Below are 22,778 nucleotides of genomic sequence, written 5' to 3'. Positions count from 1 at the left end.
TCCGGCGTAGCCGGCTTACGTGTGAGCGGCTGACTCTGATGTGGTTTGAGTGTCACTGATCCTACAACGGCGCATATTTTTAACCGCTTATCACCGCTAATGGACCGCTAATCTTACACGCCGCATGGATCCTACCTCAGCATTCTTTTATAAGCGTGTTATCAGCGGTGATAAGCGGTTTCCGGCGCAGCCGGCCTGCGTATGAGCGGCTGACTCTGATGTGGTTTGAGTGTCACTGATCCTACCACGGCGCATTTTTTTAACCGCTGATGACCGCTAATGGACCGCTAATCTAACACGGCGCATGGATCTACCTCAGCATTCTATTTATAAGCGTGTTATCAGCGGTGATAAGCGGTTTCCGGCGCAGCCGGCTTACGTGTGAGCGGCTGACTGGGTTGAACTGCTGACTGTGTGCTGTATCTTTTGACTGTGGGGCTCGCCTGACGTGAGCGGGGTCTGAAGACCCCCGCTACTGGCTTTTAGACTCGTTTTTGATTCCAGGCTTTGCTGGCGAAGCGTTCTTTTTCTTGCTGAATTTGTTCGCTTTTGAAGAGGGGACGAATGTCTTCGAGCTCTCCCTGTGCTAGCTCTAGGGCTTGGGAGAGTTGGATGAGTAACTTCGGCTGGAAGTGGGCAAAATCGAAGTCTTCTGGCAGGGCACTGCGGTCGATCGAGCCTTGTATCAGGAGGCCTGCGCGGCTGCGCTTCATTGCGGCCCCGGCGATTTTTTGTCCGTCCAAGCGCAGCACGTCATTGACTGCGGGGTTGACGAAGCATTGAGAGACAGAACTTATGCTGTTGGGGGTGGGCTGTCTGGACTTGCAGGCCTTCGGGCAGGGCGCTAGCTGAGTCTCGATTTGCATGGATTGCAGTGTTTGTTGAATGGCTTGGTGGATTTGTTGATACAACTCGGTCGCGGGCCGCTTGCTGGCGGCTAGACTGCTGTGCAGAATGAGGGCGTAGGTCCAGTCGTTGCGATGGTCGACGATCCCGCCGCCAGTGAGGCGGCGGATGAGACTGAGCTCGGGGGCGCTGTTTTGTGCGACTTCATTATAGCGCTGGGCATAGCCGAAGCTAAGTGAGGGCTCGAGCCAGCCGTAGTGCCGGAAGGCGGCGAGCCCGGCAGGCATACTGGCGAGCAGTGCGGCGTCGATCGCCATGTTGGTGACGGCGTCTCCAAAGGCGTTGGGCAATGGAATGAGCATGGCGGCCTATGCGTTGAGTGGTTCGACGCGGGTGAGCTCTTCGAGTTGCGTTTCAAAATCGATCGGTTGGGTCTTTAGCTTGGAGACGATCGGGTGGAGATTGAATGTTAAATTGGCGGGCCGTGTGTCGTCTTCGCGGCAGACGGATTGCACGGAATCGAGTGGCAGGCCGAAGTGCTTGAGTATGCGTTGCCCCATCTCGAAGCGACTGAGGGTTTCGCTGCCGGCCCAGTGGAAGATGCCGTGCAAGTCGCGGCGTTCTGTGAGCTCGAGCAAGACTTCGGCGACGTTGGAGGCGGAGCAGGGCTGACGCATCTCGTCGCAGTAGAGTTGGGGGCGTTGCCCCGCTTGTACCGCGGCAAGTAGTTTTTCGTGCACGCTGCGTTGTCCGCCGGGGCTGTTGCCCATCAGGATTGGGATGCGCAGCACCACGGGGTCTTCGGGGTTGTGTTCCAGCACTTCGCGCTCGGCCATGAGTTTGGTCTGTCCGTAGAGGTTGCTGGGGGCGGGCATGTCGGTGGAGCGATAGGGCTCGCTGGCGAGTCCGTCAAAGACCATGTCGGTGGAGACATGTAGTAGGCGGGCGCCGAGGTGTGTCGAGAGTTGCGCCAGTAGGCGTGGCAGCGCGACGTTTAGCTTTTCTGCGGTTTTAGGGTCGGCGTCCACCGCAGCAGGGGTCGATATCGCGGCACAATTGACGATGGCATCGGGCCATTGTTCCAGGCATAATGCTGTGAGCGCTTCTGCTTGCGTCGCGTCGATTTGAATCGACTGAGCCAGGCCCTTGGCGATGGGTGGATTTTGTTGATACAGTGCGGTGACGGAGTGACCGCGGCGGATTGCGGCCTGTGCATATGCATGGCCGAGAAGTCCGGAGGCGCCAGTGAGTAAAATCTTCATGGTTTCTTAGAGCGTGTTTTTGTTGCAATCGCTCATAGGTGAGGCAAGTTCAAAGCGATAATCAATGAAATACGCTGAACTCGCGAATGCTGGTGTGCATGAACAACCGGTCTATCAACCCGGAAAACCTATTGAGTATGTTGCTCAGGAGTTTGGACTCGATCCTGCCCTGATCGCTAAACTCGCCTCAAATGAGAATCCGTTTGGACCCTCGCCTAAAGCTATGGCGGCGGCTCAGAGGGCTCTCCAAACCGCGCATCTGTATCCAGATGGCAATTGCTGTGCGCTGCGTGCAGCCATCGCTCAAGCGCGCGGAATTGACGAAGAGGCGTTGATCATCGGCAATGGCTCGAATGAAATTATCGAGTTGCTCGGTCATGCATTTCTGCGCCCCGGCGTGGAAGTGGTGATGGGTGACCAGGCTTTTATCGTTTATAAATTGATTGCTAAGCTTTTCGGCGCGACCGCTGTGGAGGTGCCGATGCAGGATTTCGGGCACGACTTGCAAGCGATGCGGGCCGCGGTGAACGAGCGCACTCGTTTAGTATTTGTGGCGAGTCCGAACAATCCAACAGGGGTGGCGAATTCCGAGGCCGACTTGATCGCGCTGGCGGAATCCTTGCCTGAGCACGTGATCCTCTGCTTGGATGAGGCCTACGCGGAATACCTCGACCGTGCGCCTGATTTGCGCGCACAAGTGGCGGCGGGCTGTAAGGTCTTTTGCATGCGCACCTTTTCTAAAATATATGGGCTGGGTGGCTTACGGGTGGGCTACGGTTATGGGGCGCCCGAGTTGATCCAATTGCTGCAGCGGGTCCGACAGCCTTTTAATGTGAATGCGATCGCTCAAGCGGCGGCCTGCGCAGCTTTGACGGATACTGCCTTTGTGGAGCAGTGCCGCAGCGAAAATGAACGCGGGCGTGCACAGTTGGTGGCGGGGCTGGAGGCCTTGGGCTTTGCCACACTTGGAGGGCAGGCGAATTTCGTGCTGACTAATGTGGGCGATGGTGGGGCCTTTTTTCAGGCTCTACAGCAAAGTGGTGTGATTGTGCGTCCCTTGGCTCCTTATGGTATGGCAGCCTATGTTCGGATTACAATTGGAACGGAGGCGGAGAATGTTCGCCTGCTAGAAGCCGCTGGTGTATATGCTGCATCCAATGGAGCTGCTGCCAAATGATTACTGACGCTTGGATTCGTTTCGGGATTTCCGTGGCTTCGGTGGGGCTGATGCTGGTATTGCATGCCTTCCTCGTCATGTGTGAAATCAGTCTGGTCAAGTTTCGCTACCGTAAGCCTAGTGAAGAGCAGCTGGAAGCCTTGAAGCAGTTGCCTGGCTTGGCCCGCATGATTGATAATAGCGATCAGACCGGCCGCGTGGTGCGCTTTAGTAAGACCTTGTGCACCGTAGCGGTTGGTTTGTTGTTGATGCCACTGGTGAGTGACTTCTTTGGCCTCTTCCAGATGGAGGTGGCCCCCGCGCGCTGGATTGTGGTCTTGGTTTCCTTTACCTTGGCTGTTTCGGTGCACTTCTTTTTCGCAGAGATCTTTCCGCGCGGGCTGGCGATGCGCAATCCTTCGGTGGCGATTCGGCGTTCCTACCGGGTCTTGCTCGCCTTTCAGTTTTTGACCTTTCCCGTGATGCTCTTCTTCCGGATGCTGAAGAAGTCGCTCTACCGGCGGATTGGGGTGGATGTCGAGGACGAGTTGAACCCCTTGGATGTGGATGTGCAAATTCGCGCTATGGGTGAAGACAGTAGTCAGCTTTCGGGCGTCGTGCGTAAAATCGTGAATCGCACGCTGCAGATGCAAGAGCTGGTGGTACAGGACATCTTGCTACCTCGTAGCCAGGTCGTGGTCTGTGATTTAGAAACCAGTATTCAGGAGAATTTAGAAACCATGAAGGCTGCGGGGCACACTCGCTTCCCGCTCTGTCGAGGAGATTTGGATGAGTGTCTTGGACTGATTCACATTAAAGATATCTTTCGCTGGCGTGAGCCTGTGTCGGAGATCGATTTAATGAAGTTGAAGCGTAATTTAGCCGTATTTCCTTTAGAGACCCCATTGGAGGAGGCGATGGAACGAATGCTGCGGGCCAAATTTCATATGGCCTTGGCGGTGGATGAGTTTGGTGGGATCGTCGGTGTGATTACACTCGAAAGTATTTTGGAAGAGTTGGTGGGCGAAATTCAAGATGAGTTTGACAGTGAGGAAGAGCAGATTGTGGCTCTGGGTGAGGGACGTCGCTTTCGTATATCCGGTCTGACCCCGATCCATGATATTGAAGAAGAGCTCGAGATCGAAATTGATAACGAAGAAGTGTCTACTTTTGGAGGCCTGATCACCGGTGAGCTGGGGCACATTCCAGAGCGTGGAGAGAGCTTAAGTTGCTATGGCTTGGATATTACGGTGGACGATGTTGATGACCGCCGAGTGATTGCTGCGACGGTGGTGTTATTGTAGCCTCGGTTCTCAGAACCGGGGAGCGTTGGCCGAGCTGCCGAGCCCCAAAACAGAGTTTTGAGGATACGCAGGGAATCGGCTGTGGGTAGCCTCGGTTCTCAGAACCGGGGTGCGTTGGCCGAGTCGCCGAGCCCCCAAAACAGAGTTTTGAGGATACGCTGGAGTCGGCTGTGGGTAGCCTCGGTTCTCAGAACCGGGGAGCGTTGGCCGAGCCGCCGAGCCCCAAAACAGAGTTTTGAGGATACGCTGGAGTCGACTGTGGGTAGCCTCTGTTCTATGAACCGGGGAGCGTTGGCCGAGGCGCCGAGGACTCAAACAGAGTTTTGAGGATACGCTGGGAGTCGACTGTGGGTAGCCTCGGTTCTCTGAACCGGGGTGCGTTGGCCGAGCCGCCGAGCCCCAAAACAGAGTTTTGAGGATACGCTGGAGTCGACTGTGGGTAGCCTCGGATCTCAGAACCGGGGTGCGTTGGCCGAGTCGCCGAGCCCCCAAAACAGAGTTTTGAGGATACGCTGGAGTCGGCTGTGGGTAGCCTCGGTTCTCTGAACCGGGGAGCGTTGGCCGAGCCGCCGAGCCCCCAAACAGAGTTTTGAGGATACGCTGGAGTCGGCTGTGGGTAGCCTCGGTTCTCTGAACCGGGGAGCGTTGGCCGAGTCGCCGAGCCCCCAAACAGAGTTTTGAGGATACGCTGGAGTCGGCTGTGGGTAGCCTCGGTTCTCAGAACCGGGGAGCGTTGGCCGAGTCGCCGAGCCCCAAAACAGAGTTTTGAGGATACGCTGGAGTCGGCTGTGGGGAGCCTCGGTTTTCTGAACCGGGGAGCGTTGGCCGAGGCGCCGAGGACTCTAGCTTTTGACTTCTACCAGTGACTGCGCGTTTTCGCGCAGTATAGAGCTGAGTTGCAGCAGTAAGCTTTCGCGGTCAGGTGTGAAAATGAAGCGATCGCTACCCAGTTTTTGGTAGGCTTCGACGAGTAGTTCCATTTGTGGGCGGCGCATCTCGAGTAAGCGTGCTAGCAGACGGTTCAGGTTTTCTGTGTTGCCGAGGGTCAATTCGGAGCGAATTAGCTCCGAGAGGATTTTTTGATTGGTGGGGGTCCTTTGATAGGCGACCATCAAAATCTTACGTGCCTGCTGGTGGCGGTCAATTTTTGTGAAACGTCGAGCCACTGCCAAGTAAGTTTGTGGCTGATTGTTTGCTTCGTCGATGAAGTCTTGTAGGTAAATCTCACCCAAGTCTGGACGGTTGATCCCGTAAGAAGCCACTGCGCGGAGGCTGTTGAAGATGGCCCAGCGTGCTGTCAGCCAGTCTGGGCGCTCCTTTAGGAGTTCTTCGGAGAATTCGAGGGCACCTTCGTAATCTTTATCCACTAGGTGGGCTTCGATCAGAAGTAGTGCGAAGGCGTCGATATTGTACTCGTTCTCAAGTGCTTCTTCATAGGTGCGGCGTGCTAAGTCGACGTTGCCTGTGTCTGCAGCAAAGTTGGCCAGTGCCTGCAGGGCGGCCTCATCTTCGCTGAATTGTTGTAACATGCGCTGTGTCTCGCGTTGTTCGCGCTCGGTGTCGCCCGATTTATTGTAGATATACAGTAACTCCAGACGTGGTGCGGAGCTCAGCGGGTCGCTGACATTACGGAGGATGGCGTAACGACGCGCTGCATCTATATTACCGAGTTCACGGTTGTAGCGACTTAATTGCATCAGTAGGGGTTCTGAGTTGGGGAACGTGCTAACGGCATCCTCCATCTTCGAAATCGCTGCTTCCTGATTGCCACGATCCCAGCTGATTTGGGAGGAGAGTAAGACTCCTTCGAGGGATTCGAGTAAGTTGTAAGAGCTTAGGTAGTCGTCCGCACGGTCGTAATTGCCACGCAAATAATTTGCGTTGGCAGCGCCAAATGCGAGTGTGCGGTTGATGTCAGTTAACTCGGGTTGCTCGGGAAGGTATTCATCTGCGAGTTCTTGGATTTGTTCGTCCATTTGGTAGCGGAGTAGCACTCGAAGTGTTTGCTTCAGGTAGTCGATGTCATCAATACCACCTTGCGAGAGTCCTTTGAGTAGTTGGTCGGCTGCAATATCATGGCGCTTCAGTGCGACTTCGTAGAATTCCGCTAAGACCCGACGCCCCTCTAAGTTGGCCGGAGCTCGGGCGACCCCCAGGCGTAGCAGACGCAAGGCGTCGCGATAATTGCCCTGCTTGATCTCTTCTAAGCCTTTCTCAATATGGTAGTTGCCCATCTCTACACGGTGATCCTCTATGCCAAATGGTAATAGCGTCAGCATCTTTGTGTAGGAAACTTGATCGAATTCTTTATTGTATTTGAAGTGGAAATAAAGTGCGCCCGCCATTGCAAACCAGCCGGTGATCAGCAGCAGTGCGAAGGCGCCGACAAGCCGTCCCCAGCGAACGGAGATCTCCATGCGTCCGTCAATTCCTTTACGTTGTACTACAAATCCTAATAGGATTGGCTTCTCGCGGGTAATAGGGTTGCGGGTGTTCCGTTTCTTGCTCATGTGTGAAGTTTCTATTGTGATTGGGGATATCTACGCGCTATTTGTTATGGAGATGCTGCCATGAGCCAAGCTCAAATAAAGCAGACTTTCGTATTGCAGTTGTTTTTTTTTGTACCTAGGGTTTTGTGCTCAGGTGTGATTCACTCTGTGACTCTCCCCTTATTTAGCCTACTATCTAACGAAACTTACTTTTCTCCATATGAAAAATAAACAACTTTGCCTGTTATCACTCATCTCTTCTGGTCTGTTTTTTCAGTCTGGTGTGAACGCTACGCCGCTCGTTTCAATTGGGGATCATGCGGATCTCTTTTTTAACGGCTCCTCTAGCTTGCGTTGGGCTTCTAATGTTTTTCGCAACGAGACAAATGAGTCTGATGATTTGATCTGGACGGTGTCACCTGGTTTTGAGCTTGATTTGGGGCGTGGTGCTTCAAATGCCGATCTTTCTGTGGTGACACGCTATGATATTGTTCGTTATCAGGATCTTGATAGCTTAGATACCGAGTTGTTTCATATTCGTGCTGATGGTTCCTATCGTGGTAGTCGTTTAGATTTGAGCGCGTCAGCCTCCTTTGATGAAAGTAAGACCAATAGTGGTGAAAATAATGCGCTAAGCGATTTGATCGAGTTTGATACAACTGCGGCGAATTTAGGTGTCGAGTATCGAGTCTCTCCTAAGTTTAGTTTTGGTTCCGGCGTGGGGTACTTGGAGCGCGAGTACGTTAACTTTCGCAATTTTTTTGCAGACCGTGAGACTGTAAGTCTGCCCTTAGACGTTTTTTACGAATTGACGCCGAAGGTTGATTTGAGCTTGGGATACCAGTATTCCGAAGTTGATGTGGATGATATTGCTGGGGGGGCTTTCGGCTATACCCAGGAATCTTCTTTTTATAACATTGGCGCACGCGGCAATTTGTTGCCTAAGTTAACTGGCTTTTTGAAAGTTGGTTACCGTGAGCGTGATTCTCGTGTAGGTTTGGATGATAATGGTATGTTGGGGCTTGATGCAGATCTGACATGGTCGGCCACTCCCAAGTTGAGTGTTATGTTGGGCTTGTCGCGTGATTTTGGCGTTGCGGGTGCAGGTGATTCTACCGAAGACACTTCAGTGGATTTGAGTGCCTACTATTTGATTAATACTCAATTCTCGGCCAGTGCTAATTTAGGCTATACTCAGCGTGATTACTCAACGAGTGCTCGTGAAGACGATCAATACTTGATGGGGCTACGCTTCTCTTATTCGCCAAATCAATACTGGAGCTTTAGCACTGGCTATACTTATGATGAAAATAGCTCTAATAATGCGGGTTCTAGTTATGAGAGCCATACATTAGACCTCACTGCAACACTTCGCTATTAATTCCTTGCAACCTTTTTCCCTAACTTGGGTCAAAATGCCTCTATCTAGAGGCATTTTTTACGTTATGAAGCAGTCATCATTTTTTATCTCACTTTGTTTTTTCTTTTTTTCTTTAATTGCGGCAGCTCAAGAAGGTGGCGGCAATTCAGGTGGAGGAAGCGGTTCAGCTTCTTACAGCAACAGTGGTAGTGCAACCGGCTCCGCTGGAGGATCGGCAAGTGGAATTGGTATCGTGGTCGGTGAAAATTACGTACTAAAGCCCTCCGATGTTGTTTCGGTTGAGGTGTACCAAGAGCCGGATCTTGAGAAAAGTGTGCGTATCGAGGGGGACGGATCTGTCGCGCTGGCGCTAGTTGGTAAGGTGAAGGTAGCAGGGATGACTGTCGCGGAAGCACAATCCTTAATTACGGATCTATATAATCGTGACTTTTTGGTCGATCCACAGGTTTCCTTATTGGTCGTTCAGTTTTCGCCTAGAATCGTGCATGTTTTGGGATCTGTAAATTATCCAGGTCAGGTGGAGCTTCCGCCTGATCGAGATTTGACCTTAACGGAAGCAATTGCTGCAGTGCGTGGGATTAGTCGTTTAGGTAATCCCAAATCAATTACTATCAAGCGTATTGATGTCAATGGACGTGCACGTCAAATGGAGGTGAATTTCAGTCGAATTGTGCAAGACGCGAATGAAAGAGACATTGTCTTGCAAGAGGGCGACACTATTTGGGTGCCTGAGCGTATTATTTAAACTTTTAAATTAAAAATATGAAGAACGATTATGTAAGAGGCGGCGCCGATCCAAATGGGGGCGGCTACGGCGGCTACGGTTATGGCTATGGTTATGGTGGCGGTTACGGCTATGGCGGCGGCGGTTATGGTGGCGGCGGATATAGCGAGGGCGGCAATGGAGGGCCACAGCGTTCCTTTAAGGACTATTTCCTGATGTTTCGTGAGCGTATCTGGTATTTAATTGTCGCGTTCTTTATTATCTTCTCCGGCTCTATTCTTTATACGTTTAACAAAACTAAAGAATACACTGCGGTGGCTCAGGTGCAGATGTTTCGTGATGATGCTTCAGCGCTTGGGCAGGTTATGGGCCAAGGGGTTGAAATGGAACAAAATCAAATTCGTACTGCTGAAGATTTGAATACGCAGATTAGCGTGCTGCAAAGCTCTACAATCATTAAGGGTGTGGAGCAGCGCTTGCAGGATGAGATGCGTGAGCGTTTTATGGCGCCTTATACTGATGCGCTTAGTTTGAGTGGCCCTTTAACTCCTTTGGAAATTTTAGGACGTTACCGTCAGATTATTCCGCAACGGATGAGCCTGATGATTAGCATCGCTTATACGCATCCGGATCCAATTGTTGCAGCTGAAGTGGCGAATCTTTTTGCTAAGGAGTTTATCGATTATAATTTAAAATTAAATATCGATGGTTCCATGAAAGCAGTGGAGGATTTGCGTATTCGGGCGGACCAGCAAAAAGAGCGGGTTGAGGAGCTTGAGCTGAAACTTGCTGAATATCGTGAAAAGAATAATGCGGTCTCCTTGCAAAGTGATGAGAACATTGCGGGAGCGCAATTGGCTCGTTTGAACGACATCAAGCTTGAGAATAAGAACTATTATGATCAACTAGAAACGAAATGGAACTTAATTGAGAGCTATCGTCGTGAAGGGAAGGACTTGTGGGAATTATCGTTTATTGCTGAGCAATCCCGTGTTTCTGTTCTACTTCAAGATATTACAAGCACGCGTATTAATATCTCCTCTTTAAGCAAACGCTATCGCGAGAAACACCCTGTGATGATTCAGCAGTTGCAAACCCTGCAAGAGGCTGAGTCGGAACTTGTGGGGGCCGTGCAAAATTCGGTGGATAAAATCTACGCCTCTTATTCCGAGGCAAAGAGTAACTTCGAAATGGCCAGTCAACGTTTGGCTGAGAAGGAGGCGGAGCTAATCGAATTGGGTAAAACTCGGATCGAATACAATTCATTACTGCGTGATCTAGAGGTGCAGCAAAACTTCTTCCAAGCCTTGAATTCACGCATGACCACTGAAAAGGCACAGGTCAATTTGAAGAATCCAAATGCTCGGATCGTGGATGAAGCTTTTCCACCCTCTGAGGATAATCCCTCTTCGCCTAATGTCGTCATGAATTTAGCTGCGGGCTTCTTCGGCGGTATTGCTGTGGGCGTCGGTCTCATCTTTGCAGTCGCCTTCTTGGATGACCGTGTGAAAAGCGCTTTCGATATCGAAGGTACCATTGGCCTGCCTATGCTGGGTGTGGTTCCGCGTATTAAGAAGTTAGATAGTAATACGAAGGCTCAAGCCGTGGCTTCCAATGTGGATCGACATGTTACCGAGACCTTCCGTTCGATTCATTCGGCACTTAAACTGAATGATGAAAGTAAGAATGCGAAAATCATACTGACGACCAGTACCGTACCGAGTGAGGGTAAGTCTTTTGTCAGTTCAAATTTGTCGCTGACGTTTGCCAATCATGGTGAGAAGACGCTGCTGATTGACTGTGACTTGCGTTTGCCGAATGTGGCACGTTCACTGCAATTGGAGAATGATTTTGGGGTCTTGGACCACATCGATAAGGGAGTTGAGCTGGATGAGGTGATCATCAAGGAGGTCTATCCTAATCTGGATGTGCTCCCTACCGGGGGGAAGTCGAAGAATCCTACACAAGTTCTAAACAGTGCGCGATTTGAAGCGATGTTTGCTGATTTGCGTGATCGCTATGATCGTATTGTAGTCGATTCGCCGCCATTGGCTGCTGTGAGTGATGCCTTGAATCTACTGCCCTTGGTGGATGGTATCCTCTATGTGATTAAATTCAATACGGTGAAGCGTAAGACTGCTGTAGTGAATGTCCGTCGCTTATGGGAATCGAATACGCCTGTATTCGGGGCGATTCTTAATAACATCACGAGCTCGCTCTCTAGTTATTACTATTCGAATTACTCGGATAAGGCGTATCAGGATTACTATATTCACCATGAGGAAGAGCTAGAGGAGGAAATGGCCGGCTCCGTTGAGCCTCAATCCGAGCTAGGACCCAAGGCGTAATCATACAGATTTGATAAACTTGTATTTTCAATACCCCGAAGAAATTCGGGGTATTTTTATGTCTTGGTGCAAGCCGAAGAGTTCGCGCTGTTTTTTTGCCTCCGAATGATACCCATTCGAAAAATGTTTTGTCCTAATAGATATGTCTTTTGTAGCCTCGGTTCTCTGAACCGGGGAGCGTTGGCCGAGCCGCCGAGCCCCCAAACAGAGTTTTGAGGATACGCTGGGAGTCGGCGGTGGGTCGCCTCGGTTCTCTGAACCGGGGAGCGTTGGCCGAGTCGCCGAGCCCCCAAACAGAGTTTTGAGGATACGCTGGGAATCGACTGTGGGTAGCCTCGGTTCTCTGAACCGGGGAGCGTTGGCCGAGCCGCTGAGCCCCCAAACAGAGTTTTGAGGATACGCTGGGAGTCGACTGTGGGTAGCCTCGGTTCTCTGAACCGGGGAGCGTTGGCCGAGCCGCTGAGCCCCAAAACAGAGTTTTGGGGATACGCTGGGAGTCGGCGGTGGGTCGCCTCGGTTCTCTGAACCGGGGAGCGTTGGCCGAGCCGCCGAGCCCCAAAACAGAGTTTTGAGGATACGCTGGGAGTCGACTGTGGGTAGCCTCGGTTCTCTGAACCGGGGAGCGTTGGCCGAGCCGCCGAGCCCCAAAACAGAGTTTTGAGGGTACGCTGGGAGTCGGTTTGGGTAGCCTCGGTTCTATGAACCGGGGAGCGTTGGCCGAGTCGCCGAGCCCCAAAACAGAGTTTTGAGGATACGCTGGAGTCGGCTGTGGGTAGCCTCGGTTCTCTGAACCGGGGAGCGTTGGCCGAGTCGCTGAGCCCCAAAACAGAGTTTTGAGGATACGCTGGAGTCGGCTGTGGGTAGCTTCGGTTCTCTGAACCGGGGGGGGGGGGATTAATTGCCGACCACTAGGAATACTACAATCGCTAAGGCGATTCGGTACCACGCAAAGAGAGCCAGCCCGTGTTTACTGAGATAGTTGACCAACCACTTGACGGCGAGTGCGGAGGATATGAAAGCCACGATGCACCCAATGATAACGGGGCCTGTGTCGAGGGCTTGAATCATGTTGGAGCCATCGCTGACTACTTTATAGCCGGATGCTGCGCTTAAAGTGATGAGTCCGAGTAGGAAGCTGAATTCGGCTGCGTGCTTGGGGGAGAGCCCCGCGATGTAGCCGCCTACAATGGTGGCCATGGAGCGGCTCGTGCCAGGCCACATGGCTAGGCATTGAAATAAACCAATCATCACTGATTGACGAATGCTGAGCTGATGAATGTCGGGGCCATCGTCGGATTCGATCGCGCCTTTTTGGCCATGTTTACGCCATTTCTCTACGATAAGCATGACGATTGCACCAACAATGAGTGCGCCGGCTACCGCTCTGACATTGTCTCCGAGTGTAGTTTCTATCCAGTCATTGAGTAGCAAGCCTATGATGGCGGCTGGAATGAAAGCGCAGATGAGATTGATGGCAAGCTTGCGCCCTTGTGGATCTTTGCCTAGGCATCCCTTTAGGATTTTTAAGATGGTTTGCCAGTATAGTAGTACGACGGCGGCGATGGCACCCGCTTGTATGACAATCACGTAAGCGTAGGCGGCCTCTCCAATTGTGTAGGGGCGTTTGGCTGCCATTGCATTGTCTTGGACTAGTATCAACTCTCCATTGTCATCTCGGATGGCAGTGTCGCCATCTAAACCAAGCACTGCGTTAGTGAGAATTAGGTGACCGGTGGATGAGATCGGGAGGTATTCGGTGATGCCTTCGACGATGCCAAGTATGACGGCATCAGTATACGTTAAGTTTGTTGATTCGTTGCTTTCTTTAATGGGGGGGGCAGGGGCTTCGCCCTCTATCGCGGATGCCCAAGTAGATGCGGTTAAGAAGCAAAGAATGATTTGGCAGATTCGAAAAGTCATTGCATAGGAGACATAGCGGAAAGCATTGCTATGTGAAGTCGCAAAAATGTATAATTTTAGCCACACTGTGAGTGTGTCGTGCTTTATGCTTGTGCAGATGCTTGGAAAGGTTTGCTTGTAAAAAAATCTTTATGACCGGAATTGAACAACTCACGAGTGCTCTGCTTGAGGGCCAGGATCTTAGCTCTGAAACTGCACGACGCGCGGCATCTATGTTGGCCGCGTCAAATGTTAGTATGGAGGCGAAGCAGGCCTTTTTGATCGCGCTCGCGGAAAAAGGGGAATCGGCGATCGAGGTGGCTGCATTTGCAGCTGAGTTCCGTTCCTTAGCCTTGGATCCAGGCGTCGAGGCTTGGGCTTCGCAGGCGATTGATGTCTGCGGGACGGGCGGCGATGGTTCGAGCACTTTTAATATTTCTACGGCGGTGTCTTTTATTGTCGCCGCTGCCGGAGTGCCGGTCTTCAAGCATGGTAATCGCTCGATTACATCAAAGTGCGGGAGTGCCGACTTGATTGAGGCTTTGGGAATTCGTTTGGATGCGCCGCATGAGGTGCTGCGTCGCTCATTGGATGAATTGAATTTTTGTTTCTTCTTTGCGCCGGCATTCCATCCTGCTTTTAAGGAGATTATGCCTGTGCGACAGGCTTTAGCTGCTGCAGGGAGACGCTCCATCTTTAATTTACTGGGACCTCTGATTAACCCCGGGCGCCCAGCTTACCAATTGATGGGTGTTTATGCAGAACGCTGGGTCGAGCCGATTGCGGCGGCCTTGGGAGAGATTGGTTTGAAGGCTGGTCTGGTTGCGCACTGCACGCCAGAGCCTGGACTTGCTTTGGATGAGTTGAGCTGTGTCGGGCGCAATCATGTGGCTGGTTTTGGACGACTTGCTTCGCTGCGGGGGGAGCTGTCGCCTGGCCAAGCAGGCTTGGATACCTGTGATCTGGCTTCTTTGCGCGGCGGTGATGTTGAAGCAAATATTCAAACACTTCATCAGCTCTTTGGCGCTGAATCTGGTGCTGCATCGAATTCTGTGCCTGCTGGATTATGGAACAGTGTATTGTTAAATGCGGGGGCGGCGCTTTGGATCGCTGAAAAAGCGCCCGACCTTAAGGCTGGCGTGTTTCTGGCGCGTGAGGTGCTGGAGTCTGGCCGAGCGGCTCGTTGGCTGGTACAGGTGCAATCCTTTTATTCTAATATGTAACGATCGATTTGATGACAAAATATTTTGGTACCGATGGTATACGCGGGCGATTCGGATCCCCATTGATGTGTCCTAGCTTTGCCTTTCGTTTAGGCTGCGCGCTGGGCGATTATTTGCAACAGCTTCGTCCAGGAGAGCGGCATGCCGTAGTAATGGGGCGTGACACTCGTTTCAGTGGAGAAGCGCTCTGTGCTGCTTTGACCGCGGGGCTGAATCAAGGTCAAGTTGAAGTCTATTTCGCGGGAGTCGTGCCTACGCCCGCAGTTGCGAAAGCGGTCTTGGATCATCAAGCAGATTTAGGCATTGCCGTGACTGCGTCGCATAATCCTTCCTGTGATAACGGTATAAAATTGTTTGATCATCGCGCCTGTAAATTTGAAGAGGCGCAAGAGTTGGGGATTGAAGCTTTGGTGGATCAGCAAGCCGACGCGCCGGCCGAATGGCCGCAGCCGTCTTTTACGAAAATAAATTCTGAGAGTGATTATGTGAGTCATTTGCAATCGCTACTTGCTAAGGATTCTCTGCGTGATTGGGACGTCGTACTTGATTTGGCCAACGGTGCCACGGTCCATACGACGCCAGCTGTTTTTCAGCGCTGGGGCGCTCGTTTGCACCTACTCGGGGATCAACCAGATGGTGTGAACATTAATGACGGGGTGGGGAGTGAATGTCCTGCTCAGCTCGCTCGTGCGGTGCTTGAGCGGGGCGCACGTATTGGTGTCGCTCACGATGGTGACGGCGACCGCTTAGTGGTGTGTGATGAGACTGGCACCATCGTCGATGGGGATATTTTACTCGCGATATTTGGCCGTTATTACATGGCAGCAGGTGCCTTGAAGGCGAAGGCTTTAGTCGCGACGATTCACAGCAATCTAGGCTTGGACTGCGCGTTGCGAGATGCGGGAGGGCGCGTCGAACGTGTGGGAGTTGGAGATCGTAATGTCGCTTGTCGTATGCGAGAGCTAGGTGCGAATGTTGGAGGAGAGTCTTCTGGGCATATTATTTTTTCTGATTACGCGACGACTGGAGACGGCTTGCTGGCTGCCATTAAGATCATTGAATTAATGTGTCAGACTGGGAAGCCGCTGTCGGAACTTCGGCAGGAGGTTACGCTTTTCCCGCAATGCACGCTTAACTTGCGTGTCGCCGACAAGATCCCTTTGCATGATTTGACTGGTTTGCAGGCTGCGATACAAGAGGTTGAGGCGGCTCTGGGCGAGGAGGGTCGAGTGCTGGTTCGCTATTCGGGTACGGAGCCCAAATTGCGTTTATTGGTCGAAGGTCCGACGTTGTTTGAGGTTGAACAGGCGTTAAAAAGCATTGAAATCGCGGCGCGGCAGGAGCTCTCTGTAATTGATAGTTGACCCCCCGCACTTTCGCGCGCGTAAATATACTTTTTATATACCATGGAAGAAGTTGCCCTAAAAGATCTCGATACCCGTCTACAAAAGCAGATTGAAAATGCACGTAAAGCGGTTGATAAAAACCCCAGCTACGCAGTCGATATTTTGATTAATATTGTGAGCCGTAATGTGGCATGCTTAGAAGCTCGAAAGATTTTGCGTCAAGCACAGCAACGTGCGACTAAGGGTAAGACGAAGGGCTTGGGTGGCTTTTTGTCGAAAGTGACGAGCATTCCATTTTCGATGGGGAGTGAGTCGAAGATCAAGAAGGATCCTAAGAAGGCGATCGATTCTGCGGAGCAGATGCTAAATTCGAACCCTGACAATGTGGTCGGGCATAAGATTCTGGGAGCTGCCGCCGAGGCCTTGGAGCTCTATTCGACGGCTGTATTTGCTTATGAGTCGGTTCGGAAATTAGAGCCTAATAATACCGAGAATATAAAGTCTCTAATGACTGTTCATATCAAAACCGGTAACAGCGAAGAGGCGATTCGTATTGGTGAGGCTGCTTATCGAGCCAACCCTTCCGATGATGAAGTGCAGACTTTGATTAAAAAAGCCTCGGTTGAACAGACCATGGAAAAGGGGAAGTGGGAGGAAGATAAGAGCTTTCGTGATAAGCTCAAAGATGAAGGTGAATCTCAAAAGCTGGAGCAGGCAGGTCGTGCTAAGACTGGTGATGCCGCGCTTCATTCTCTGATCGAAGAGGCAAAGAAGGGAGTCGCGGAGACTCCAGATAACATGAATTTCTATCGTGAGATTGCGACTAATTACCGTAAGCTTGGCGATTACGATAGCGCCTTGGAGTGGGTCGCAAAGGCTCGCGAGTTGGAAGCGGGGCGTGCAGACGTTACACTTGAGCGCTTGGTCGGTACATTGAAGGGCGAGAAAATGCAAAAGGCGATCGCCGCAGTTGAAGCTCGTTTAGAAGCGGATGTGGAGAATGAAGCTGCGAAGGCAGAGCTTGAGAAGCTTAAAGCCGAAGAGCGTGCATTCCGCCGTGAGCAGTGTGAAGATTTGGTCCAGCGCTACCCGAATGAATATAGCTATCGCTATGAACTGGGTGAACTGTATTTTGAGGATGGTGAAACAGATCTAGCGATTAAGGAGCTTCAGATGGCTCAACGTAGTCCAAAGGTTCGTGTCGGTGCGCTCATTCTTTTGGGCAAGGCTTATCTGGTTAAGGGCTTTCATGACTTGGCGGCTGAGCAACTTACATTAGCCAAATCCGAGATTCCTGGTATGACAGATCAGAAGAAAGATGTGCTTTACGAGCTGGGCTCTGCTTATGAGCAGCAAGGTGATATGGACCGCGCGATGATTGAGTTTAAGGCGCTCTATGGGGCGGATATCTCTTATCGTGACGTCGCTCAGAAGATTGACGATTTTTATTCCAGTAAGTAGCTCCCGAGCAGCTTAATGCCTTGCCTCCGCGCTAGTGGATGATGGGGCTTGTGCTCTATTGTGGGGCCTCATCTCTGGCTGGTTGGGAATCTTGCTTGAAGATGAGTTGCTGGCTAGCTGTGGACTGGGGGCTGTCGTTCGTTCTGTTCTAAGGGGAGCTGAATCTTGGCTCTAGCCTAGGGGCTTCAAGTGGGGCTGGGGGGTATTTGTTTGTAAAGCTTTGATCGCTTATTTGTAAATATCTTTTAATTAAGAGTTTTGAGTTGCATGAGTGAGGCTTTTTACTTGCTCACGTCATTTGGCCACGCAATCTTTCGTTGAGTGTTTTCTTCCCTATTCATTACGAAATTTCTATTGATTGCAGTGTGGGCGCTATCCCTTGGGGGCGGCTTTTATTGCTTCAAATTCACTACACTGTAACAGTATGCTTAACCCCAAGACTAAAGGCCTCTTTGTCGATGTTTCGGAATTTTCGATTTTAGCCGCGAGAACTTCTGGTTATAAGATTCCGATAGTGATTGAAGAATTGGCGGAGTTTCCTCTGAGTGCGGAGGATAGTTCAGTCGAGATACGTGATTTCTTTGAGCAGTTAGTTGATTTTAAGGGCGGAGGCTACTTCGTTTCACGAACTGGGGTATACCCTGAAGGGCGCTTTGTTCGCTTTTATGAAGCCGAGTCCGCGAATAAGGCTAAGGACTTGAACTTCCTCTCTGGCATCTTGCAGTCTGAGTTTAATGTAGACCCTGCGGTCAACACCGTTGCGATTTTAAATGCGCGCGATGGTTCCGACTATGATCCGCAGACTAGTCTGAGTAAGCGTCTCGTGTTTTGTGGCGCCCCTGCGCAAGCCTTTCAAGATGCTCAGGATCGTTTACTAGACTGCGGTATCTACCCTGAGCGTTTAGAGCTCTCCACCGTCACGACTTTAGGGGGCGTCAGTGATTATGCGCATTTTAATGAAATCAAGTCTCCCATTCTTTGTTTCGAGCTCACCTCGCAAAGTGCTAATATATTCATCATTAATCAAGGTCAGGTGGATGTTGCGCGTCCAGTGCCCTTTGGCTTAGACAGCATTTATCCTTTATTGCAGCGAGAATTGGGCCTTAAAGACGAGACCTCTGCTAGGAAGCTCTTTTTCTCTAACACTTTTGATTTCGCTGAGATGGGCCCAAAGTTGCTACGACGTTTGACTAAAGAATTACAAGCTTCGACGGGTTTTTACGAAGTGCAGACGGGCCAGACGATTGAGAAGGTTTTTATCAGTGTGCTGCCGCAAAATTTGGCTTGGGTCTCTAAAACGGTTTCCGATTCGCTTGGCTTGGAGATTTTGCAGCCCAATTTAGAAAAATGGCTCGAAGGGCTTAAGGTCACTTTAGGTGAGGGGGTTGAGGTTTCAAACCTCGGGCCGCGTTGGATGGGCTTATTTAGTTTGATGGGAGAGTTCCATTTAAGAGAGGAGGGCGAGAGTGAGTAGAAACCAAAAAGAAATCCAGCCATTCTGGCGCCCGAATTTTGTCAATCAGTCGGAATTGCCGGACATTAAAGTCGTTCGGACTGACTTTATTATTAACTTTGTCGCCATCACCGTGGCGCTGTGTGTGGCCTTTTTTCTCTTACAGCGTGAATACCGCTCTTATACTTTAGCTAAGACAATCGAGCAAATGGAACAACAGATTCGTGTTGCTGAAGCGGATGATGCTGAGAACCTTAAGTTGAGTGAGGCGTTTCGAAAGTCCGCCCAGTATGTCATTGAAGTTGAGCAGTTCTTCGAGTCTCCACTGCTCGTCCATGAGTTGCTTTATGGCCTGTCTCTGATTAAGCCTGAAGACTTGATTTTTAAATCGGTCGCTTTGAACGAGTCGATTTCAAAAGTAGGCTCTAAGAACGTAGTTGTTTACAATCTTGTGATTAATGGAAGCGCTAAGAATTTAACGGTTCTAGACGAATTTAAGAATATTCTAGAGGAAGATGAGTTGCTGCAAATCTCGGGCTTTGACCTCGAAATCGATGAAACTCTGCAGGGGCGTGATGAAAAGACTGGAATTTTCCCGTATCGTCTAGCGGTGAAACTGATGCCTAAGCAACAGAAGTCTTCGGCCAGTAAAAAAGAAAAGGATGCATCATGAAGTCCGAGAATAAATTGATTCGTATCTTCAAGGATTATCCTTTGGCGGTCGTGTGTTTCGCTGTGATTCTTATGTGTACTGCCGCCATTTTCTTGCGTGGTGGTACGACGATCGAATTAACCGCTCAAGAAAATGATTTAACGGCACGCATCCGAACCATTGATCAAAACGTTAAGAATGCTAAAGACTTAAAGGAAGAGGTGAATGAGGTGCAGCGACTCGTTGATGAGATTCAAGCACGGCTCTTTAACCGTAATGAGCGAGCCATTAATATTAACTTCTTCTATGCGCTAGAGAATCGGCTGAATGTTCGTATTTCTAATATCGCCCAAATGCCGGCGGGAAATCCTATCTATGAAAAAGGAGGGCCACGAGCACTGAAATTACATTCAACCATAGGTTACAGCATGTCGCTGAATGGTACTTTTGAGGATATTTTAGAATTTATGTATGAACTTCACCGCGTGGATCGTTTGATTCGAGTCGCTGATTTTCAAGTGGCCGATGCGAGTCGCAATGGGACTCAAAATACTCTGGATGCACGCCTGCGAGTGATCGTTTTGGCAGAAAATGAATAATACTCTGATCCCATGAAACTATCTATAAATACTCTGTCGACTACGCTACTCGCGCTTCTGCTGACGCAGGGTCTACATGCTAAATCTGAGATTAAACTTACAGGGCGCAAGGATTTGGTGTTGAGCGTGGAGAGTCGTTCGATGGTTTTAAATGTGGGGAAAACTCATTTGTCTGAGAAGGGCGACGCCTTTTATAACGTGGCTGCAAATGCGGACAGCCCCTTTGTGTTTGAGCAGCCTATCGTGCCGATTGAACGTGGAGCGGATGCGGTGCAGGAGCCAGTTGAAGAGGTTGTCATCAATTATGATGATGCTTCTGTGCTACGTGTGGTAGCGAAAAACTTTTCCCAACAGGTGCGCGGCACCCTTGCGCGAGGGAGCCAGAGTTTTCTTCAATTGACCGGTGGTAATTTGGTCCCACAGGGAACCAGTTTTCCCGTTAGTTTGCCGCAGGCTCAAACGCAGACTTTTACGGTGACTATTGCCGAAATCAATAGTGATTCGTACACCCTGAAACTAGGTGCCGCGACTCAAGTCGTTTACATCAATGCCAGTAGTTCAGGTGCAGGAGCGATCAAAATGGATCCCTAGTTCAGTCGGCATTCTTCCATCTATTTCTTAATTTTAAATTTATACTCACCACATTCTTCGAACAGTCTGGCCCAAACGTCCTATGAAAAAGCACACATTCTACACCTTATGGCTTCTCGCTCCGATTGCACTCTGTGCACAGGCAGAAGAGGAGGCTATGGTTGAAATTGATCTATCTGATGTCATTGTGGTGGAAGATACATCCGATCAAGACAGTCGTTCTGAGGCGGCCCCCGTCGCCGTTCCGGCCCCGGTTACAGTTCCGGTCCCAGTCCCAGAACCTGTCGCTGAAGAGGCGGAGGTGGTTGAAATCCCAGAAGATCCCATAGCTGGAGCGAGTATTGATGTGGAGACTCCTATTATACCAGAGGTGACTGAGAGCTTGCCGACCGATACCGAAATCGTGTTGGAGATTCCTGGCCAGGAGGCAAGTGCCCCAGGAGAAGCTTCTATGTCGAGCGAAGAAACCATATCGGTTGATTTTCCAGATGAGGATGTGCGCACGATCTTGCGTAATGTGGCGGACCTATTTGAGCTCAATCTTGTGATTCCAGATAGTTTAATCGGGCGCACTTCAATCAAGTTACGCAACATTACTTGGCGTCAGGCCTTCGAGGTGGTGCTTGAACCGCTCGGATATACCTATGTCGAGGATCGTAACATTATTCGTATCAAGAGCCTAGCGGAGCTGACTATGGAGCCTGTCGATACGCACGTCTTTGTCGCCAATTATGCACGCGCTGAAGAGCTGCGCAGCTCGATTGAACCTCTAATTGATAATGCGGCTGGTGGACGCATTCAGGTAGATATTCGCAGTAATGCACTCGTGATTACAGAGCGCCCTTCGCGCATGGGAAAAATTCAAGAGATCATTGAGCGTCTCGACCGAGCTACCGATCAAGTAATGATCGAGTCGAAATTTATCGAGGTAACCAACACAGACAGTAAGAACCTTGGGGTCAATTGGGCTTCATTGAGTGGTTACAGTGCTTCAGCGGGACCTTTTCAGCGTGAATGGTCACGCTCTCGTGCCAGTAGTTCAGGTACTACAGGTAGTGGTGGCGTGACGTCTAGTACCAGTACAGATACCTCGAGTGGCTCGATTGATGGCTTTGCGACGCCTTCTACAGTGGATACTAACGAAAGTGTAGGATCCACTTTTTCATCGCTTTCAGATCTCGCTTCAACTGCTTCCACCAGTCGTGTGGATACGGCCTTATTTTCAGCGGATGAGTTTGAGATCATTCTTAGCGCGTTGAAGACTCAGGATGATATCAAGTTGGTTTCTAATCCAACTGTAGTAACTTTGAATAATACGCAGGCAAAGATTGCGATTGGTGAGCGTTATCCCATCCCACAATACACTTTTAATTCGGAGACGGGACAGCGCCAACTCGATGATATTGAGTATGAGGATATTGGGATTAACTTGGACGTGACGCCACAAGTGAACAGTGCTGGTTTTATCAACCTTAAGATTATTCCTGAGGTATCGAGCACGGATCGTTTCGCGAGTATTGAAAATACAGATATTCCGATTATTGAAAGCCGTCGTACAGAGACAACTATCATGATCAAGGATGGCTATACACTCGCAATTGGTGGCCTCGTTGAAGATTCTATTACCAAGAGAGATACGAAGGTGCCTGTGTTGGGCGACTTGCCTGGTATCGGGCGTTTATTTAGTAGTGAGTCCGATGAGACGGCACAACGTAACTTAATTATCTTCATTACAGCTAGGACCCTCAATCCCGATGGCAGTACTTATCGCGATATTATCGATCCACGGGTAATCGATCGTATGGGAATCGTTCCAAGTGAACTACCAGGCTATCAAGTTTCTGCAGAGGAGCGTGCTTTGATTCAGCAACTCGAAGACTATCGGATTGAGCGTGATCTTAACGAGAGTATTGAGCAGCGGCAAGCTGCCATAAAGAGCATTGAGTATAAGAAAATGCAGGAAGAAGAGAGCGATTCTTCTTCGAACAACGGCCGATAATACGGCGCTCAGTGGCTACACAACATTACAACCCAAGACTTCTTA

17 protein-coding genes are annotated in these 22,778 nt (G+C 50.4%); 13 read left to right on the top strand and 4 right to left on the bottom strand.

Translation table 11 applies throughout. The annotated features are described in order from the left end of the window. Window positions 1-482 precede the first annotated feature (482 nt). Together QEH52_RS14435 and QEH52_RS14430 are read right to left on the bottom strand one after the other, a co-directional pair. On the bottom strand, window positions 483-1,208 hold the full coding sequence (locus QEH52_RS14435; RefSeq protein WP_308951375.1) for a lipoate--protein ligase family protein: 726 nt from the start codon (window positions 1,206-1,208) through the stop codon (window positions 483-485). 6 nt (window positions 1,209-1,214) lie between these two features. Beyond that, on the bottom strand, window positions 1,215-2,108 hold the full coding sequence (locus tag QEH52_RS14430; RefSeq protein WP_308951373.1) for an SDR family oxidoreductase: 894 nt from the start codon (window positions 2,106-2,108) through the stop codon (window positions 1,215-1,217). Window positions 2,109-2,172: 64 nt separating this feature from the next. Between QEH52_RS14430 and hisC the strand changes: the two genes are divergently transcribed. Both hisC and QEH52_RS14420 read left to right on the top strand, forming a co-directional pair. Next, entirely contained in the window at window positions 2,173-3,285 is a 1,113-nt protein-coding gene (gene hisC, locus QEH52_RS14425) for a histidinol-phosphate transaminase (RefSeq protein WP_308951372.1), read from the top strand. Then, complete coding sequence (locus QEH52_RS14420) at window positions 3,282-4,568, top strand: hemolysin family protein (protein WP_308951371.1); 1,287 nt, start codon at window positions 3,282-3,284, stop codon at window positions 4,566-4,568. Before hisC ends, QEH52_RS14420 begins: the two co-directional genes overlap by 4 nt. Before the next feature lie 842 nt (window positions 4,569-5,410). Here the strand turns inward: QEH52_RS14420 and QEH52_RS14415 are convergent. After that, on the bottom strand, window positions 5,411-7,078 hold the full coding sequence (locus QEH52_RS14415; protein WP_308951370.1) for a tetratricopeptide repeat protein: 1,668 nt from the start codon (window positions 7,076-7,078) through the stop codon (window positions 5,411-5,413). A 199-nt stretch (window positions 7,079-7,277) separates the two neighbouring features. Between QEH52_RS14415 and QEH52_RS14410 the strand changes: the two genes are divergently transcribed. The 3 genes from QEH52_RS14410 to QEH52_RS14400 all read left to right on the top strand — a co-directional run bounded on the left by QEH52_RS14410 (window position 7,278) and on the right by QEH52_RS14400 (window position 11,510). Continuing rightward, window positions 7,278-8,438, top strand: coding sequence for an outer membrane beta-barrel protein (locus tag QEH52_RS14410; protein WP_308951369.1), 1,161 nt, complete (start codon window positions 7,278-7,280; stop codon window positions 8,436-8,438). Window positions 8,439-8,502: 64 nt separating this feature from the next. Further along, entirely contained in the window at window positions 8,503-9,183 is a 681-nt protein-coding gene (locus QEH52_RS14405) for a polysaccharide biosynthesis/export family protein (protein ID WP_308951368.1), read from the top strand. Window positions 9,184-9,200: 17 nt separating this feature from the next. After that, entirely contained in the window at window positions 9,201-11,510 is a 2,310-nt protein-coding gene (locus QEH52_RS14400) for a GumC family protein (protein ID WP_308951367.1), read from the top strand. Window positions 11,511-12,404: 894 nt separating this feature from the next. Here the strand turns inward: QEH52_RS14400 and QEH52_RS14395 are convergent. Then, the gene (locus tag QEH52_RS14395; RefSeq protein ID WP_308951366.1) at window positions 12,405-13,430 is read right to left on the bottom strand and encodes an undecaprenyl-diphosphate phosphatase; all 1,026 of its coding nucleotides are present in this window, start codon (window positions 13,428-13,430) and stop codon (window positions 12,405-12,407) included. Between the two features lie 131 nt (window positions 13,431-13,561). Here QEH52_RS14395 and trpD point away from each other — a divergent pair, with 131 nt between their 5' ends. The 8 genes from trpD to QEH52_RS14355 all read left to right on the top strand — a co-directional run bounded on the left by trpD (window position 13,562) and on the right by QEH52_RS14355 (window position 22,733). After that, a complete protein-coding gene (trpD, locus tag QEH52_RS14390) occupies window positions 13,562-14,632 on the top strand; it encodes an anthranilate phosphoribosyltransferase (protein ID WP_308951365.1) in 1,071 nt (356 codons plus the stop codon). Between the two features lie 11 nt (window positions 14,633-14,643). Next, window positions 14,644-15,996: a phosphoglucosamine mutase gene (gene glmM, locus QEH52_RS14385; protein WP_308951364.1), complete on the top strand. Its 1,353-nt coding sequence runs from the start codon at window positions 14,644-14,646 to the stop codon at window positions 15,994-15,996. A gap of 42 nt (window positions 15,997-16,038) precedes the next feature. After that, window positions 16,039-17,439, top strand: coding sequence for a tetratricopeptide repeat protein (locus QEH52_RS14380; protein WP_308951363.1), 1,401 nt, complete (start codon window positions 16,039-16,041; stop codon window positions 17,437-17,439). Window positions 17,440-17,863: 424 nt separating this feature from the next. Then, window positions 17,864-18,913 (top strand): hypothetical protein, encoded by a 1,050-nt coding sequence (locus QEH52_RS14375; RefSeq protein ID WP_308951361.1) that lies wholly within the window; start codon window positions 17,864-17,866, stop codon window positions 18,911-18,913. Next, complete coding sequence (locus QEH52_RS14370) at window positions 18,906-19,565, top strand: hypothetical protein (RefSeq protein WP_308951360.1); 660 nt, start codon at window positions 18,906-18,908, stop codon at window positions 19,563-19,565. The genes QEH52_RS14375 and QEH52_RS14370 overlap by 8 nt, the downstream gene beginning before the upstream one ends. Next, complete coding sequence (locus QEH52_RS14365) at window positions 19,562-20,143, top strand: hypothetical protein (protein WP_308951358.1); 582 nt, start codon at window positions 19,562-19,564, stop codon at window positions 20,141-20,143. Before QEH52_RS14370 ends, QEH52_RS14365 begins: the two co-directional genes overlap by 4 nt. A 12-nt stretch (window positions 20,144-20,155) precedes the next feature. Further along, entirely contained in the window at window positions 20,156-20,734 is a 579-nt protein-coding gene (locus QEH52_RS14360) for a hypothetical protein (RefSeq protein ID WP_308951357.1), read from the top strand. Window positions 20,735-20,816: 82 nt separating this feature from the next. Further along, on the top strand, window positions 20,817-22,733 hold the full coding sequence (locus QEH52_RS14355) for a secretin N-terminal domain-containing protein (protein WP_308951355.1): 1,917 nt from the start codon (window positions 20,817-20,819) through the stop codon (window positions 22,731-22,733). The last annotated feature ends 45 nt before the right edge of the window (window positions 22,734-22,778 follow it).

Origin of the sequence: Thalassobacterium maritimum (assembly GCF_031127805.1) — a bacterium.
Classification (GTDB): Bacteria; Verrucomicrobiota; Verrucomicrobiia; order Opitutales; family Coraliomargaritaceae; genus Thalassobacterium; species Thalassobacterium maritimum.
The sequence above is the reverse complement of the archived record's forward strand: the minus strand, read 5'-3'. Positions and strand labels throughout refer to the sequence as shown.